General features: G+C 38.1%; 15 protein-coding genes. All 15 read right to left on the bottom strand.

The genetic code is table 11. The annotated features are described in order from the left end of the window. Position 1: 1 nt before the first annotated feature. On the bottom strand, positions 2 to 295 hold the full coding sequence (locus ACFING_RS03990; RefSeq protein ID WP_375621162.1) for a YggT family protein: 294 nt from the start codon (positions 293 to 295) through the stop codon (positions 2 to 4). A 326-nt stretch (positions 296 to 621) separates the two neighbouring features. Beyond that, positions 622 to 1,182 (bottom strand): invasion associated locus B family protein, encoded by a 561-nt coding sequence (locus ACFING_RS03985; RefSeq protein ID WP_273790632.1) that lies wholly within the window; start codon positions 1,180 to 1,182, stop codon positions 622 to 624. 99 nt (positions 1,183 to 1,281) lie between these two features. Then, positions 1,282 to 1,803 carry an RNA pyrophosphohydrolase gene (locus tag ACFING_RS03980; RefSeq protein WP_375621161.1) on the bottom strand — a complete coding sequence of 174 codons (522 nt, stop codon included), beginning with the start codon at positions 1,801 to 1,803 and terminating at the stop codon, positions 1,282 to 1,284. A 39-nt stretch (positions 1,804 to 1,842) separates the two neighbouring features. Next, positions 1,843 to 3,153 carry a S41 family peptidase gene (locus tag ACFING_RS03975; protein WP_375621160.1) on the bottom strand — a complete coding sequence of 437 codons (1,311 nt, stop codon included), beginning with the start codon at positions 3,151 to 3,153 and terminating at the stop codon, positions 1,843 to 1,845. Continuing rightward, positions 3,143 to 4,387, bottom strand: a complete 1,245-nt coding sequence (locus tag ACFING_RS03970) for a murein hydrolase activator EnvC family protein (RefSeq protein WP_375630013.1) — start codon at positions 4,385 to 4,387, stop codon at positions 3,143 to 3,145. Before ACFING_RS03970 ends, ACFING_RS03975 begins: the two co-directional genes overlap by 11 nt. Positions 4,388 to 4,520: 133 nt before the next feature. Beyond that, entirely contained in the window at positions 4,521 to 5,003 is a 483-nt protein-coding gene (rlmH, locus tag ACFING_RS03965; RefSeq protein WP_375629991.1) for a 23S rRNA (pseudouridine(1915)-N(3))-methyltransferase RlmH, read from the bottom strand. A 1-nt stretch (position 5,004) separates the two neighbouring features. After that, positions 5,005 to 5,391, bottom strand: coding sequence for a ribosome silencing factor (gene rsfS / locus ACFING_RS03960; protein WP_375610572.1), 387 nt, complete (start codon positions 5,389 to 5,391; stop codon positions 5,005 to 5,007). Between the two features lie 111 nt (positions 5,392 to 5,502). Continuing rightward, complete coding sequence (locus tag ACFING_RS03955; RefSeq protein WP_375629990.1) at positions 5,503 to 6,096, bottom strand: nicotinate-nucleotide adenylyltransferase; 594 nt, start codon at positions 6,094 to 6,096, stop codon at positions 5,503 to 5,505. 29 nt (positions 6,097 to 6,125) lie between these two features. After that, complete coding sequence (locus ACFING_RS03950) at positions 6,126 to 7,382, bottom strand: glutamate-5-semialdehyde dehydrogenase (protein ID WP_375629989.1); 1,257 nt, start codon at positions 7,380 to 7,382, stop codon at positions 6,126 to 6,128. A gap of 45 nt (positions 7,383 to 7,427) precedes the next feature. Continuing rightward, positions 7,428 to 8,567 carry a glutamate 5-kinase gene (gene proB, locus ACFING_RS03945; RefSeq protein WP_375629988.1) on the bottom strand — a complete coding sequence of 380 codons (1,140 nt, stop codon included), beginning with the start codon at positions 8,565 to 8,567 and terminating at the stop codon, positions 7,428 to 7,430. A gap of 1 nt (position 8,568) precedes the next feature. After that, positions 8,569 to 9,594: a GTPase ObgE gene (gene obgE / locus ACFING_RS03940; RefSeq protein ID WP_375629987.1), complete on the bottom strand. Its 1,026-nt coding sequence runs from the start codon at positions 9,592 to 9,594 to the stop codon at positions 8,569 to 8,571. Positions 9,595 to 9,767: 173 nt separating this feature from the next. Further along, positions 9,768 to 10,496 (bottom strand): RlmE family RNA methyltransferase, encoded by a 729-nt coding sequence (locus ACFING_RS03935; protein WP_375629986.1) that lies wholly within the window; start codon positions 10,494 to 10,496, stop codon positions 9,768 to 9,770. Positions 10,497 to 10,525: 29 nt separating this feature from the next. Continuing rightward, the gene (locus ACFING_RS03930) at positions 10,526 to 11,836 is read right to left on the bottom strand and encodes a Ppx/GppA phosphatase family protein (protein WP_375629985.1); all 1,311 of its coding nucleotides are present in this window, start codon (positions 11,834 to 11,836) and stop codon (positions 10,526 to 10,528) included. A gap of 909 nt (positions 11,837 to 12,745) precedes the next feature. After that, on the bottom strand, positions 12,746 to 13,351 hold the full coding sequence (locus tag ACFING_RS03925; protein WP_273790643.1) for an invasion associated locus B family protein: 606 nt from the start codon (positions 13,349 to 13,351) through the stop codon (positions 12,746 to 12,748). After that, positions 13,348 to 15,008, bottom strand: a 1,661-nt coding sequence (locus ACFING_RS03920) for a Vomp family autotransporter (protein WP_375629983.1), incomplete at its 5' end; no start/stop codon positions are given. The genes ACFING_RS03920 and ACFING_RS03925, both read right to left, overlap by 4 nt.

The following is a 15,008-nucleotide window of genomic DNA, read 5'->3' as shown; positions in this document are numbered from 1 at the left end:
TCTATACATATATGTTTGCGTAAACGCGCCACATGAAAACACGAATAAAATAAATAATAATGAACACTACAATAGGTGAAATATCAATCGTTCCCAAATTTGGTAAAATTTTCCGGATACGGCTTAGAACGGGATTTGTAAAACGATATAGAAAGCTTCCTATCAAAACAACAAAGCGATTGCGTGAATTTATGATATTAAAGACATAAAGCCAAGAAAAAATGACACTAGCGATTAAAATATCAATATAAATCTCAAAAATCAAATCAATCGTTCGAAGCAATGCATAAATCATGCGTCATCCCTTTCAATCAAGGAAACAGAAGAGCGTATAGAAAACCTTCATTAAAGCAGGTCTGTGTATCAAAAAATGGTTTTATATTTCAATACTCTTTTTTCTTGAATAAAAACCAGACATCTAAATTCTTCATCTCTCTATTTAATGACGATGCAGTTAGAAAACAAATATCAAAATTAAAAATAGCACATAAAATAGAAGAAACGGCAAAAAATCTGAATATCCCTTATAGGATTAATCTTAAATCTCATCGTTTTAATTATTAATTATAAAAAACAAACAAACTAAAAACGGCCTTTTAAAGGCCGCTTCTAGTTTTAAAATTATTTCTGCAAAGCAGTCAAACGATTAAGAGCACTACTAAAACCATCTAGCTGAACAAATAAATCATTCAAAGCTGGTTCACCTGCAGCAGCAATTGTCATCGCCAACTTTAACTGTTTTCCAGAACGTAAAGCTGCTACGTGATTTTTGTCAAAAACGACAGGAACCACACAACCTGCTGGTACACAAGTCCGGATACCGGTTTCGATAACAGCTTTTCCCTCATCAACTTGTAAACGAACAGGCTTAGAAACCAAAATGCCAAAAGGAACTGTTAAATTACCAGATACAACACCCTCAGCATCGAGAGTAAGGCCCATAGCCACAACAACACGCCCCTGCTCATTCACTTCTTGACGGTGCATAAAACAAATTCTTTTCCCTTCTTGTATACCACAGTTAATAGTCCACAAACCGTAGGTTTCAGTCAAAGAAGAAGCTCCATTTGGCAATGTCGCTGCCGCATCTTTTGATGCAGGAGGCTTTGAACTTGTTGCAAATGCAACAGATGAAATACTCAAGAGAGTAAAAACTATAAGTAAATTAAATAACTTTTTCATTTTATATTCCTGTTCTTTACATAAAAGATAAACATGTTTATTATTTATTATAATATAAAGCATCTTAATAAAAAAAGCTTTCCCGTAATCATATAGCTTTTATAATGGTCTAAGGCTACCTCGAAATTCGCTGACAACTTTCGTATAAACGTGCTTTTTAAAAGAAACAGCAATCAACGGAAGGGTTTCTAGATCAATCCATTTCCATTGATCGAATTCCGCTTTATTGCCATCTGGTGGCGGATTAATCGCAATTTCAGAAAGCTTTCCTGTAAACTGGAAAGCAAACCATTTTTGTATTTGCCCACGATATTTATTTGTTAATGTGCACCCAATAAGTTCTTGTGGAAAATCATAATGGAACCAATTTTGTGCTTCTTTAATCAACTTCACAGATCGAATACCCGTTTCTTCATAAAGTTCACGATATGCTGCATCTAATGGTTTTTCATTTTCATCAATCCCTCCTTGAGGAAGCTGCCAACGATGAGATATTTCAATATCTGCATGAATGGGCATCATTAAACGACGCCCAACCCACACTTTACCCTCATGATTAAAGATAACAATCCCAACACATTTGCGATATGGAAGAATCTTCAAATTAATACCTGCATCCATTTAATATTCCTCAAAATCGCAAGCTATAGATATCAATTCTCACTTTAATACATCCTTATTGGGATCTGGTGGAAATGCTGCATTTGACATTTCACCTCGTAACAGTTTATAGGCCTCATTCAATTGAATATCATCTTTAGGGTCTTTGGGAACAAAAGCAGCTGAACCAGATCCTTTATTACTTTCTCTTTTTCCTTTGATATGTCCTTTTAATGCAGACTCACCAACTTTTACATCATAACCTTTATATTTTTCAGGGAGTGGTTGCTCTACAATAATATCAGGCGTAATCCCTGTTCCTTGAATAGAAGTGCCTGATGGCGTGTAATAAAGTGCTGTTGTTAAGCGTAAAGCCCCATTTTCACCCAAAGGAATAATTGTTTGAACAGATCCTTTACCAAAAGACTGCGTCCCTAAAATTGTTGCACGACGATGATCTTGCAATGCACCCGCAACAATTTCAGAAGCACTTGCTGAACCACCATTAATAAGAACAATGAGCGGTTTTCCATTGATGACATCACCTGGCTTCGCATCAAATCTTGTCACATCACTCTTTTTGCGCCCACGAGTCGACACAATTTCACCCTTATTGAGAAAAGCACTCGAAACATTAACAGCTTGATCTAAAAGCCCACCCGGATTAAGCCGCAAATCAAGGACGTAACCTTTTAGCTTATCTTCAGGAATTTTAGATTGGATATCTTTAATTGCCGCTAGAAGATTATTTAATGTCTGTTCAGAAAACTGGATAACTCTTAAATATCCAATATCACCCTCAACCCGATATTTCACCGCTTTTACTTTGATAATATCACGAACAATCTTCACTTCAAATGGCTTATCAACGCCAGAACGAATAATTGTTAAGGTAATTGGTGTTCCAGGAGCACCTCGCATCTTATTAACAGCTTCATTCAATGTTTGACCATTCGTTTGTACATCATCAATTTTTGAAATAAGGTCTCCTGCTAGAATACCTGCTTTTGAAGCGGGAGTATCATCCATTGGTGAAACAACTTTAATTAAGTTTTTTTCCATAGTGACCTCAATACCAAGACCTCCGAACTCTCCTTTCGTAGAATCCCGCATATCCTTGGCTTCTTCAGCATTCAAATAAGATGAATGAGGGTCCAGTGATGTGAGCATGCCATTGATAGCGTTTTCAATAAGCTTTTTATCATCTGGAACTGTAACGTATTGCATACGTACACGCTCAAAAACATCGCCAAATATAGCTAGCTTTTTATATGCATTATCTTCATTATTCGCAGCAACAGACTGCACCATAATCATTGAACAGGCGCCGAGCAATACCCCAGCGACCAAAAGAATAACTTTACGAATCATTTTGGCTCCTTCTTATTTTTTCAGTCTGCCACCAAGGAGTTGGATTTACAGGTTTCCCCTGCTTTCTAAACTCAATGTAAAGCATTGGAGAAGTTTTTCCTATATCCAATGCAACACTGTTTGAAATAAATTGCATTTCCATTATACCCAGAGGCTCACCTGAAAGAACAAACTGCCCCTGTTTTACATTAATTCTCGACATTCCAGTAAGAATGATATGATAACCATTTCCAACATTGAGAATGATTAAATGTCCGTAAGAACGAAATGGCCCAGCAAAAGCAACAAAAGCATCTACAGGTGATATAACAACAGCTCCTGACTCTGTTTCTATCGTTTCACCAAAGCGCGTAATCTGCGAACTTTTATTAGAATGACGTATTCTTTTTCCTGAAACAGGAAAAAGTAAAGAACCTTTTCGGCTTTCAAAATTGGACTGTTCTAACAATTGCAAACTTTTCCGTACCTGTACTGATGCATCAGAGCTAAATTTTGACTGGCGGTCGAGCTCTAAAATCAATTCTTCCAAAGACTGCGCTTTTTTAGCAAGAGCAATATTTTTTTGTTGCTGTTCTGTAAGTTCTTTTTCTGATTTTTTTTGTAGTTTGTTTTTTTGGTCTAATAAAAGCTCTAGACGTTTTCGCTGCTCTGCTTGATTTTGCAGTTTTGTCTTTAATGCCTTATATTCCGTAGTAATGGAATTACTCAAATTGGTCAACTCCTTGAGTTTTTCTGTTAAATCTCGCGTTTTCTCTTGCATCTGAGGAATAACAGTACCTAATAAAACAGAACTACGTATAGAAGCCAACGCGTCCTCTGGCTGTATCATAAGAGCAGGAGGCGGATTCAATCCCATACGCTCCAAAAGTGCAAGAACTTCCGCAAATTCAGCACGACGATTTTTTAAACTTTGATAGACTTGTACCCGCTTTTCTATCATTTTTTTAAGCTTTTCTTCCCTTTTAGCAATATCATCTGCTACTATACGTTCTTCTTTAGCCGCCTTTATGAGTGCATCACTCAAAACACGTTGATCTTTTTTTAAATGCTCAACTTGATGCATAAGAAAAGCAACACGCTCACGCGAAAGTGAAATATTTTGGCGAATTTCTCCTAATTCTTTATGGACTTCCGTACTCCTCATTGTATCTTCCGCATGCGATACAGAAAAGCAAAAAAATATACTCAAGAGCAGAATGACAAATATGACGCACTCCTCATATAAATATAGCATCTTTCTATGAAGAAGCTTTTTCATTTGCAAAAACCATGACACCTCATCGTATACATTAGAGATGCTTTAAATGGTGTCAGCTAAAACAATATTAATAAACATATAAATAAGTGCTAAAAATTGAACAAAAATATTAAAAACGATGATACGGATGATGATTTTCAATTGTTACAGCGCGGTAAAGTTGTTCTGTAAGAAGAATACGTGCAATTTGATGTGGCCACGTCATCAAACCAAAAGATAAAAGAAAATCAGCACGCTTCCTTATTTGTTCATTATGCCCATCAGGTCCTCCCAAAGCAATGACGACATCTCGAATGCCCTCATCACGATAACGCCTCAATTTTTCAGAAAAAGAAATTGACGAAATCGATTCTCCACGCTCATCTAACACAATTAATCGACATTTTTCAGGTAAAAATTCAATAAGTTTTCTCCCCTCTTCCTCCATACGTTGATAAACTGTTTGAGCACGACTTTCTGGTATCTCTTGTAACTTTTTTAAATGAAAGCCTACATCTCCAGAAATTTTAGAAAAACGATCCAAATAATGCTGAACTAATTTTTGCTCCGCCCCACTTTTCATACGACCAACCGCAAAAATAGAAATTTGCATTTTAATGATCTCCGAAGAGAAGCAAAGCCGTATCGTTTAAATCCGGCGTCATCCATATTTTTTCTAAATTATAAAAAAGACGAATTTCTGGACGAAAAAGATGAATGATAATATCACCTGTATCAATCAATACCCAGTCACCTCCAGCAAGCCCTTCTACACGCGCAAGCCCCTGCCCACTATCTTTCCAAGTATGTAATAAATGATCAGCAACAGACGATACATGACGCTGCGAATTTGCTGAAGCTATGACCATATAATCAGCCAAAGATGACTTCCCTCGAATATCAATAGCAACAATATCTTCTGCTTTTGTATCTTCTAAACTCTTGAGAATAACTTCAAGACTCTCACTAACAGAAAAAACTTTTTTTTCTTTTGAAGGCATAATATCGTAAGAGTGTTTGTGTGCAATGTTTTTCAGATCAATATCCTTTCTTATCGTTGTGGAATCTAAAAAAGAGACTTCTCTAAAGAGAAGCAGAATCTTATGAAATGTTCAAGAAAAATCATTCTTCTTCAAACGAAGGTTTGTTGAAGATTGAAAAGATAAAGGTCCATGCAAATAAGTCCAAACTGGTGGCTTGATAAAAGGTAATCGCTTACTTTCTCTCTCATCCAAACGAAAACGGCGATAAATATGTGCCATAGGAGAGGAAAGTGCTGACCAATTGCCTAAAGGACGATCAATAATCGCAATAGGAAGCATAGAGACGATATCATGCCATCGATACCAATGATGTATCGTCGCAAAACTATCTGCCCCCATAATCCATACAAAATTTACGCCACTGTAATGGGTAAGAATATGAAAAATCGTATCTACTGATACTTTGCTCCCTATAGCCTGTTCAAAACCTGTTAAGCGAATTTTTGGATGGTCAATAAGTTTAAAACTTAATTGCATTCTCTCCTCTAAAGAGAGCAAATGTGTACAATCCTTTAAAGGATTTCCTGGAGTGATCATCCACCATAACTGATCAAGATGCAAACGCCGAATGGCAATTTTTGCAACAAGAAGATGCCCCGCATGCGGTGGATTAAAGGAACCACCAAAAAGACCCACAACATTAGATCTTTCAACATGTGGCATACAATTTTTCCATGGAAAAAATGGTGTTCTCAAGCTCTAACCTGACCATTTCCTTTAACGTGATATTGAAATGATGTTAGCTGTTCAACACCTATGGGACCACGTGCATGCATTTTTCCTGTTGCGATACCAATTTCCATTCCAAAACCAAATTCACCTCCATCAGCAAATTGTGTAGATGCATTGTGTAATAAAATAGCTGAATCTAAATGATTAAAAAAATTCTTCACCACTTCTAAATCCTCAGCAATAATCGATTCCGTATGTCCTGATGAATAACGCTTGATATGAGAAATGGCTCCCTCAACACCCTCAACCGTTTTAACAGAAAGAATAGCATCAAGATATTCATGCGACCAATCTTCTTCAGAAGCTAATTTGACATCTGGCATAAGAAAAACAATATCTTCTGTGGCACGAATTTCACACCCCTTTTCCTGTAAAGCAGTTAAAACAGGAAGAAATTTTTTTAATGCTTGGCCGTCAATGAGAACTGTCTCAACAGCACCGCATATCCCTGTTCGCCGCAGCTTTGCATTTAAAACAATATTGCGTGCCATATCTAAATCTGCCGATTTATCAATATAAATATGACAAAGTCCCTCCAAATGAGCAAAAATTGGAACACGTGCATCAGACTGAACGCGGGCAACAAGGCTCTTTCCACCACGTGGTACGATCACATCAATCGCTCCATCCAATCCTTTGAGCATTTCCCCAACGGCAGCACGATCTGTCGTTCCAACCATTTGGATGGCATCTTTAGGTAAACCAGAGCGCTCTAAACCTTGTACCAAAGCTAAATGAAGAGCATGAGAAGAATGAAAGCTATCCGAACCACCGCGCAAAATCGCAGCATTGCCAGCTTTTAAGCACAAAGCACTCGCATCAACTGTAACATTTGGACGACTTTCATAAATAATGCCAATCACACCAAGAGGTGTTCGTACACGACTTATATGAAGCCCATTTGGACGCGTCCATTCATCCATCACTTGCCCAACAGGATCAGATAAACGAGCAACTTGGCGAACACTGTCTATCATTGCACGTAAACGCAAATCATCTAATTTTAGCCGATCAATCATTGCAGCTTTCAAATTATTCTGAGCAGCATTCTCTAAATCTTGACAATTCGCCCGTAAAATTTCATCTGACTGAGCCTCTAAACTTAAAGCGATCATTTCTAATGCATTGTTCTTTTGCTCAGAAGAAGCAACAGCCAATGCTGCAGCGGCATAGCGTGCTTTTTGTCCCATATCTTTCATTTTTTCTTCTAAAGTCATCGTAACATCCACTCTGCCAAAACAATAAAAACAAAAGTAACTTTTTTAAACAGAATTGATCAAGAAACGTACAATCATATCATTACGATGCACCATAGCAGAGCGCGCCTCATACCCAAGAATAGCTTCGATTTCTTCACTTTTATGTCCTATAATGCGTACAGCCTCATCTTTGTCATAGCTTACAAGTCCACGCGCAATCTCAACTCCATCTGTACCAACAATTGCAACCGTATCCCCACGCTGGAAACTTCCCTCAACGCCAATAACCCCTGCAGCTAATAATGATTTTCCTGATTCAAGAGCCCTAATGGCTCCTTGATCAATCGTCAAAACACCAGATGGATCTAAATGACCAGAAATCCATGTTTTCCAAGCATTGACAGATTTCTTACTTGCCGCAAAAAAACTCTTGCGTTCACCTTTGTCAATTGCAGCAAGAGGATTCATACGCTTGCCTGAGGTGATAATCATCGCCGTTCCAGCAGCATTAGCTATTTTTCCGGCTTCAAGCTTAGTCTTCATTCCTCCCCGTGAAAACTCTGAAGCAGCAACATCTGCCATTTTTTCGATATCATGCGTAATGGATGCAACAAAAGGTATAAATTCAGCCGTAGGATCACTATGGGGAGACTTTGTATAAAGACCATCAATATCGGATAAAAGTATTAAAAGATCTGCCCTCACCATTGTTGCCACACGTGCAGCTAAACGATCATTATCACCATAACGAATTTCAGTTGTTGCAACAGTATCATTCTCATTAATAACAGGCACAGCTCCCAAATATAAAAGCGTCTCAATCGTTGCACGTGCATTGAGATAACGCCTTCGCTCCTCCGTATCAAATAAAGTGAGCAAAATTTGGCCTGTTTTGAGCCCATGTTGAGCAAGCGCATCACCATAGGTTTTTGCTAACTCAATTTGCCCCAAAGCAGCACATGCCTGGCTTTCTTCCAATTTCAAAGCCCCCTTAGGAAGCTGTAGCAATGTCCTTCCTAAAGCAATAGCACCTGAAGACACCAATAATATCTCTACGCCTTTTTTGTGTAATTCAACAACATCATTGATCAAGCTTTTAAGCCATTCAACCCGTAAACCTGCCTGAGGATCAACCAAAAGGGCAGATCCAATCTTGACCACAATACGTTTATAGTGTGTAAGTTTTTGCGATCCAACAGCCATCTCAATCAACCTTGCTATCCCCACTGATCTCCTCTTTGCGTGACATTTCAATAATATGTGCACCAGCACGCAGCACATTTTCTAAACCTTCGCGGCTAACCGCAGAAAACATCATAACAGGTTGATCCGTTACTTTTTGCAAAGCTTCCCGTTTAGCTTCACGCTCTTCAATCGTTAGCGTATCTATCTGGCTTAAAGCAACAATTTCAGTTTTATCACTTAGATTATTTCCATATGCCTCAAGTTCATGACGCACAATTTGATATGCTTTTGCAACATCTTCTTCTTGAGAAGAAATTAGATGAAGCAGTACGCGACAACGTTCCACATGTCCTAAAAAACGATCTCCAATTCCCACACCTTCATGCGCTCCTTCAATTAATCCTGGAATATCAGCCAAAACAAATTCACGACCATCAATACGTACAACACCAAGATGAGGATGTAGAGTGGTAAAAGGATAATCTGCAACTTTTGGTTTTGCAGCCGTTACAGAAGCTAAAAAAGTTGATTTTCCAGCATTTGGTAAACCAACAAGCCCCGCATCAGCAATTAACTTCAAACGAAGCCATATTGCACGCTCTTCTCCAGACAAACCTGGATTTGCACGACGCGGTGCCCGATTTGTCGATGTTGTAAAGTGAAGATTGCCAAAACCGCCATTCCCCCCTTTTGCAAGGCGATAGCGCTGTCCCACTTCCGTTAAATCACAGATTAACGTTGTATTATCTTCTTCAAAAATTTGCGTCCCAACCGGAACTTTAAGGATGACATCATTACCCTTCTCACCTGTCATATTACGCCCCTTGCCATGGCCTCCTGTTTTTGCTTTAAAATGCTGTTGGTAGCGATAATCAATCAGTGTGTTAAGCCCATCAACAACAAGAGCCCAGACATCACCACCCCGTCCTCCATTCCCTCCATCTGGCCCCCCAAATTCTATGAATTTTTCACGACGAAATGATACTGCTCCAGAACCTCCATTACCAGAACGAATATAAACTTTAGCTTGATCAAGAAATTTCATTGGAAACACTCACTGAGGAATCAATCTCTCTACCTCTATAGGCAATACATTAATTTTACCAGTTTTTCATCATTGATAACAGAAAAACTGTCACTATCGCTGATAACTCTTTGAGAAAAAAATCATCGCATTTAAATAGGTTAAGTAAAGTTAAGTCTTCTTAAAAGAAGGTGCTATTCTTGTATTTTTGTTTTTCCCTTAAATTCAAGCGCTAGAAGATAAAGCTCTACTGATTCTGATCGGCTTGCGGGTGGTTTAACATGATAGACTTTTTTAAAATGCTGTTTTAGTATCGTAAGAAGAGTGTTTTCTGCTCCTCCTTGAAAAGCCTTTGCTAAAAAATGTCCCCCAGGCTTAAGAACCGAAAGAGCAAAATCAGCCGCAACTTCACATAAATAAATCGTTCTTAAATGATCCGTCTGACGATGACCTGTTGTTGGCGCTGCCATATCAGAAAGAACCACATCCGGTTTTGTCCCTAAAGTTTCAATTAATTTCTGCGGTGCATCTGTATGCAAAAAATCCATTTCCAACATGGCAACTCTAGGTAATGGATCAACATGTAAATAATCAATACCAACAACGCTAGGATCCTCATCACTTGACCCTACTATACGCTCAACCACCTGACACCAGCCCCCAGGTGCTGCTCCTAGATCAATAACCTTTTGACCTTTTTTCAAAAACCTATAGCGCTCATTAATTTCAATGAGTTTATAAGCCGCACGCGAACGATAACCATCTACTTTTGATTGATGGACATAAGGATCATTCAGATGCCTCTCTAACCATCGTCGTGATGAAGCTTTAATGGTTCCTGCTTTCTTTTTTACGCGCTGATATAATTCATGTGACCCTGAACCTCCATAGCCACCTCTTGGTGTTTTTGTTGTTTTTTTCATCGTTATTCATTGTCTCCATATTTAATTCTCTAACGCTTGAAATCTCTGCTCTTTCTATGACGACACCATACTCCATCGCGTAACATCAGCTCTATCAAAATTCCTTCCCTTAATCCACGATCAGCAACTCTTAAACGCTGACTTGGCCAAACTTCCCGAATAACATCTAAAATTGCACAACCAGCTAAAACTAAATCTGCTCTCTCGCGTCCAATAAAAGGACTTATGACACGTTTTTCTATATCCCATGATAATAGGCGTTGTGTCATAAGTGTAATGTCTGCATCATTCATCCAAATGCCATCCACTTTTTTCCTATCATAACGCTCTAAATTAAGATACATTCCTGCTAAAGTCGTAACCGTACCGGAGGTTCCCAAAAGATGAAACTTCGAACCTTGTGCTAACTCTCCTAATTTATGACGATCTGAAAAATTATTTAATAACCCTCGCACATAGCTTTTCATTTTTTCAAAATCGTCTAAGCTAATATCATTCCCTCCAAAACGTTCAGCAAGCGTAACAACACCAACAGGAAGAGAAGTCCAAGCGATAATTTGTCGAGCTAAACGAAAAGAACGCTTTTGAGAAACATCCAGTAGCACAATTTCTGATGATCCTCCTCCGATATCAAAAAGCACAATTGCGTCAGTATTTGGTTCAACAAGTGTACTACACCCTGTAACAGCAAAACGCGCTTCTGTTTGCCGATCAACAATTTCCAATTCAAGACCTGTCTCCTCCAAAACACGCTGAATAAAATGTCTACCATTTTCTGCAGAACGACAAGCTTCCGTTGCAATCAAGCGATAACGCTTAATATGCCTTTGTTTTAGCTTTAAATGACAAATCTTTAATGCTTCAATCGCACGATCCATAGCTTGTGTATTAAGAAAACCGTTATTTATTAAACCTTCTCCCAATCGTACAATACGAGAAAAAGCATCAACAACACGAAAATATCCAGGTTTACTGGGAGATGCGATAAGAAGACGACAATTATTTGTTCCGAGATCAAGTGCCGCATAAAGAGGTGGAGATTTTACTGGATGGAACCGTCGAAGAAAAGGTGCTTTGAGTTTTTTTGTTTTTTGAGTACCTATCATTATCTGGTTATGAAACTCAAAAGCTGTCTCAGATTGAACAAAAACCTGTTTCTGTTCATAATGTTTTTTTCTCTGTTGTCTCTTTATATCAACAAGGACAGAGTATGCCTCTGTTCGTGACAATGCAGAAAGATTATTTGTATTACTACCGCACTGATCATACAACTGATCTGCTTTGGTATCGTATATTTCTCCTCGCTTTAACTCTTTTGAACCATAATTTAACGGGGTCATGTCCCTTATCCCTTGAGCGTTCCCCCAATAAATAAACGCGAAAACTCTTCTGCTCATTCCTAAATAAAGCAATAATGCAGCATCAAATGATATATACAAGAAATCATTCTTTCTTTTTCTATCATTAAAATTTTCTACACTAACATCATTCAGATTTTTGTATAATCTTTCGGTTGTTTCCGTGAAATCATGCATCTCTTTATGAACTTAAAACTATAAATTAATCGTTTACGTTCACATCAATTTTTATAAATTATGCTCTTTTCTTGATACCATTCACACGGAGCACACCTCTATTGTAACAAACCTACACTATCATACTATTTGCTGACTCTTAAGGTTACAACAACCTATACATTAGTACGGTTTATAAGAAAAAATTTTTTTAATCTCGTTATCCACACACGAGCTTCGTCTGTTATATGCGATGAAATGGCTTTGATTATGCTGGAATAAAAGTTCTGTAGTACCACAAAATGCAATTACAATAGCTGTTATTTTGTGAATACCAATAAAAACCATCATTCAAAAAAATCTCTAGAATTATAAATTTATCTGAAAAATATTAATGCATAATCAGACCGCTTTAAAAATCCATTTGAAGCTTAAAAAAAGAATTTAGTCTACTCATTATTGTAAGGAATAAATCGAGTATTTCTCATCTTTTTTACTTTTAATAACTAACGAAATCATTCTTTAAGCATTACGGGAAACACTAACTTGATTTTCTATTACATATAAAGAACTTACTGTGACTTTATATTCATAAAACTCTCACTCTTTCCAACAAATCACCTCGATATCATATTATATAAAACTTCTTACTTATTTGACCTTATAATTTACACTCAGAAATATAATACAACAATTTATGGAAAAATGACTCTTGTTAAAAATACTCGATGGATTCTAAGGACGGAAAGAATTAAGTGCTGCATTTAACCCTTTAAATGGTACAGTAAAAGAAAATACCTTACCTTCTTTAGTTTTATAGGAAATACGTACCTTATTGTTCTGCTCTATTTGTTTAGTCAAAACCGGCCCTACAGGTGATTGTGCCAAACAAACCGTTTCATTACATTGCGTATAATTAATAAGAACAGGTTTTTTAACATCTTTTACAAACATTTGAATCGGAACATTTATATCAGAATTTGGCAATGTTCGAAAAAGCATCACTGCTTGACCACTTGTCGTAGAAACAAGAGACCAACTAAAAATGGTATTTCCTTCTTGATCATGAACCGTCTGTGTTACATTACATATACCTTGCTTATGTTTAAGCTTTTGTTTTTCGTCACAAATCAAAGTCCAATCATAAAACTGCATAATAATTCGACGTGTTTCGCCAGGTTCTCCCTTAGGTATCGATAAGTGCGGTGGATGCACTGTATAAATATTATTGTTCTCGTTGGCAAAGCTTTCGCTCTTGCCTATTAAGGCAAGAGCAAACAGCAGAACCTTTACTAACATACTTCTCGTTTTTACAATAACAGCCATTTTTTCTATTATCATCTCAACCTCAGAGTAATTCCAGCGCCTATTCCCCAATGACCTCCAGCACTTGTCACAGATACATTCGAGCGAATATTTCCATCTTCAGATGTATAACCAGCACCAATAGCAAGTGCAGATTGACTGCGCCATAAACCACTCCCAAATGAAACACTTAAAGATCCTGGTATATCATAGTAACGTAAGTTGGACACCGCTAGACCAATAGCAGCAGCTTGTCTTGCTTCTTTCCGAACATCCTGAATAGCATAATTCAATGTCTCAAACTTCATATCCGTATAGGATTTCGACTCGTTAACACCATCATTGACAAGACCACTAACTTTCTCATCCGTATACTTATTGGCATCTTCAAGAACTATCTTCATCTGCTCTTCAGTATAATCATGCAACTGACCGCCATTAACAGCTTGCTGAGAACCTGTTTCAATCTTGCCTGCCGCTACATTGTCTATCATAACAGGTTCGCTGTCATTGCCTCCTACTAACGTAATACTATTGGTCTTTTTCCCATCACTATCTTTATCATAGTTAACAACGCCATCTGTTACGGCTACTTCAATATCTTTCACATGTTGATCTATCGTATCTACTTTGTCTTCAACCTCTTTTACCCTCTCATTCGTGCTCCAAAGCTGACCACCATTAACAACTTCTTGCGAGCCTTCTTCTATCTTACCATCCAATACATTCGTAATCTTACTCGACTTACCATCATGCTTCGCATCATACGCACCTTCTTTTTCATTCCAATTCAAACCATTGCTCGCCACATTCTTCTCAACATCATGAATACGCTCGTTGATACTCGTCATACCGTCACTGACACCATCAAAAGCTCCTGCTACATCATGATAGATCTGCTTTTCTGACGAACTACCATCAGAATTGAATTGCGCAACCTTGAATTCCGGAGCCCTCCATTCGCCACCTTCATAGCTAGCTCCCCCTCCTAAATACATCGCTAGCGTCTGATGCAAGGAATAAAGCTGAGAACCATTCACTGCTTCCGTCGAGCCTTCAGAAAGTGTTCCCGCTTTCACGCCAGAGAGACTACGTGTATCACCATTCATGTTTGCAATTGTGATTGCACTACCCTCTTTTTCACCACCTATCTTGATTACCTTCGTAGCATCATCCTGCTTAACAAGACTATCTCCTACAACTTTATTAATCTCATTCTGAAGCTCTTTATGAATATTCGTGAATGAATCACCAACACCAGCAAAGGCAGACGCAACATCATCATAGCTCTGCTCTTCAACGGCACTACCATCTTCTTTGACGATCTTAACTTTGAAACTTGGAGCACTCCATTCGCCACCTTCATAGCTAGCTCCTCCTCCTAAATACATCGCCAGCGTCTGATTCAAGGAATAAAGCTGAGAACCATTCACTGCTTCCGTCGAGCCTTCAGAAAGTGTTCCAGCTTTCACGCCAGAGAGACTACGTGCATCACCATTCATGTTTGAAATTGTGATTGCACTACCCTCTTTTTCATCACCTATCTTGATTACCTTCGTAGCATCATCCTGCTTAACAAGACTATCTCCTACAACTTTATTAATCTCATTCTGAAGCTCTTTATGTAAATCCGTGAAAGAAGTTCCTACACCGGCAAACGCTGAAGCCACATCTGTATAGCTCTCCTCACTCT

The sequence above is a fragment of the Bartonella sp. AP150HLJHH genome, from assembly GCF_042196385.1.
Taxonomy (GTDB): Bacteria; Pseudomonadota; Alphaproteobacteria; order Rhizobiales; family Rhizobiaceae; genus Bartonella.
The sequence above is the reverse complement of the archived record's forward strand: the minus strand, read 5'-3'. Positions and strand labels throughout refer to the sequence as shown.

Bases quoted from the DNA above. Each gene is read 5' to 3' on its own strand.
- ACFING_RS03990 (WP_375621162.1), bottom strand. From the start codon at position 295: ATGATTTATGCATTGCTTCGAACGATTGATTTGATTTTTGAGATTTAT.
- ACFING_RS03925 (WP_273790643.1), bottom strand. From the start codon at position 13,351: ATGATAATAGAAAAAATGGCTGTTATTGTAAAAACGAGAAGTATGTTA.
- rsfS (WP_375610572.1), bottom strand. From the start codon at position 5,391: ATGCCTTCAAAAGAAAAAAAAGTTTTTTCTGTTAGTGAGAGTCTTGAA.
- ACFING_RS03955 (WP_375629990.1), bottom strand. From the start codon at position 6,096: ATGCCACATGTTGAAAGATCTAATGTTGTGGGTCTTTTTGGTGGTTCC.
- ACFING_RS03985 (WP_273790632.1), bottom strand. From the start codon at position 1,182: ATGAAAAAGTTATTTAATTTACTTATAGTTTTTACTCTCTTGAGTATT.
- obgE (WP_375629987.1), bottom strand. From the start codon at position 9,594: ATGAAATTTCTTGATCAAGCTAAAGTTTATATTCGTTCTGGTAATGGA.
- ACFING_RS03980 (WP_375621161.1), bottom strand. From the start codon at position 1,803: ATGGATGCAGGTATTAATTTGAAGATTCTTCCATATCGCAAATGTGTT.
- proB (WP_375629988.1), bottom strand. From the start codon at position 8,567: ATGGCTGTTGGATCGCAAAAACTTACACACTATAAACGTATTGTGGTC.
- rlmH (WP_375629991.1), bottom strand. From the start codon at position 5,003: ATGCAAATTTCTATTTTTGCGGTTGGTCGTATGAAAAGTGGGGCGGAG.
- ACFING_RS03975 (WP_375621160.1), bottom strand. From the start codon at position 3,153: ATGATTCGTAAAGTTATTCTTTTGGTCGCTGGGGTATTGCTCGGCGCC.
- ACFING_RS03950 (WP_375629989.1), bottom strand. From the start codon at position 7,382: ATGACTTTAGAAGAAAAAATGAAAGATATGGGACAAAAAGCACGCTAT.
- ACFING_RS03970 (WP_375630013.1), bottom strand. From the start codon at position 4,387: ATGCTATATTTATATGAGGAGTGCGTCATATTTGTCATTCTGCTCTTG.
- ACFING_RS03935 (WP_375629986.1), bottom strand. From the start codon at position 10,496: ATGAAAAAAACAACAAAAACACCAAGAGGTGGCTATGGAGGTTCAGGG.
- ACFING_RS03930 (WP_375629985.1), bottom strand. From the start codon at position 11,836: ATGACCCCGTTAAATTATGGTTCAAAAGAGTTAAAGCGAGGAGAAATA.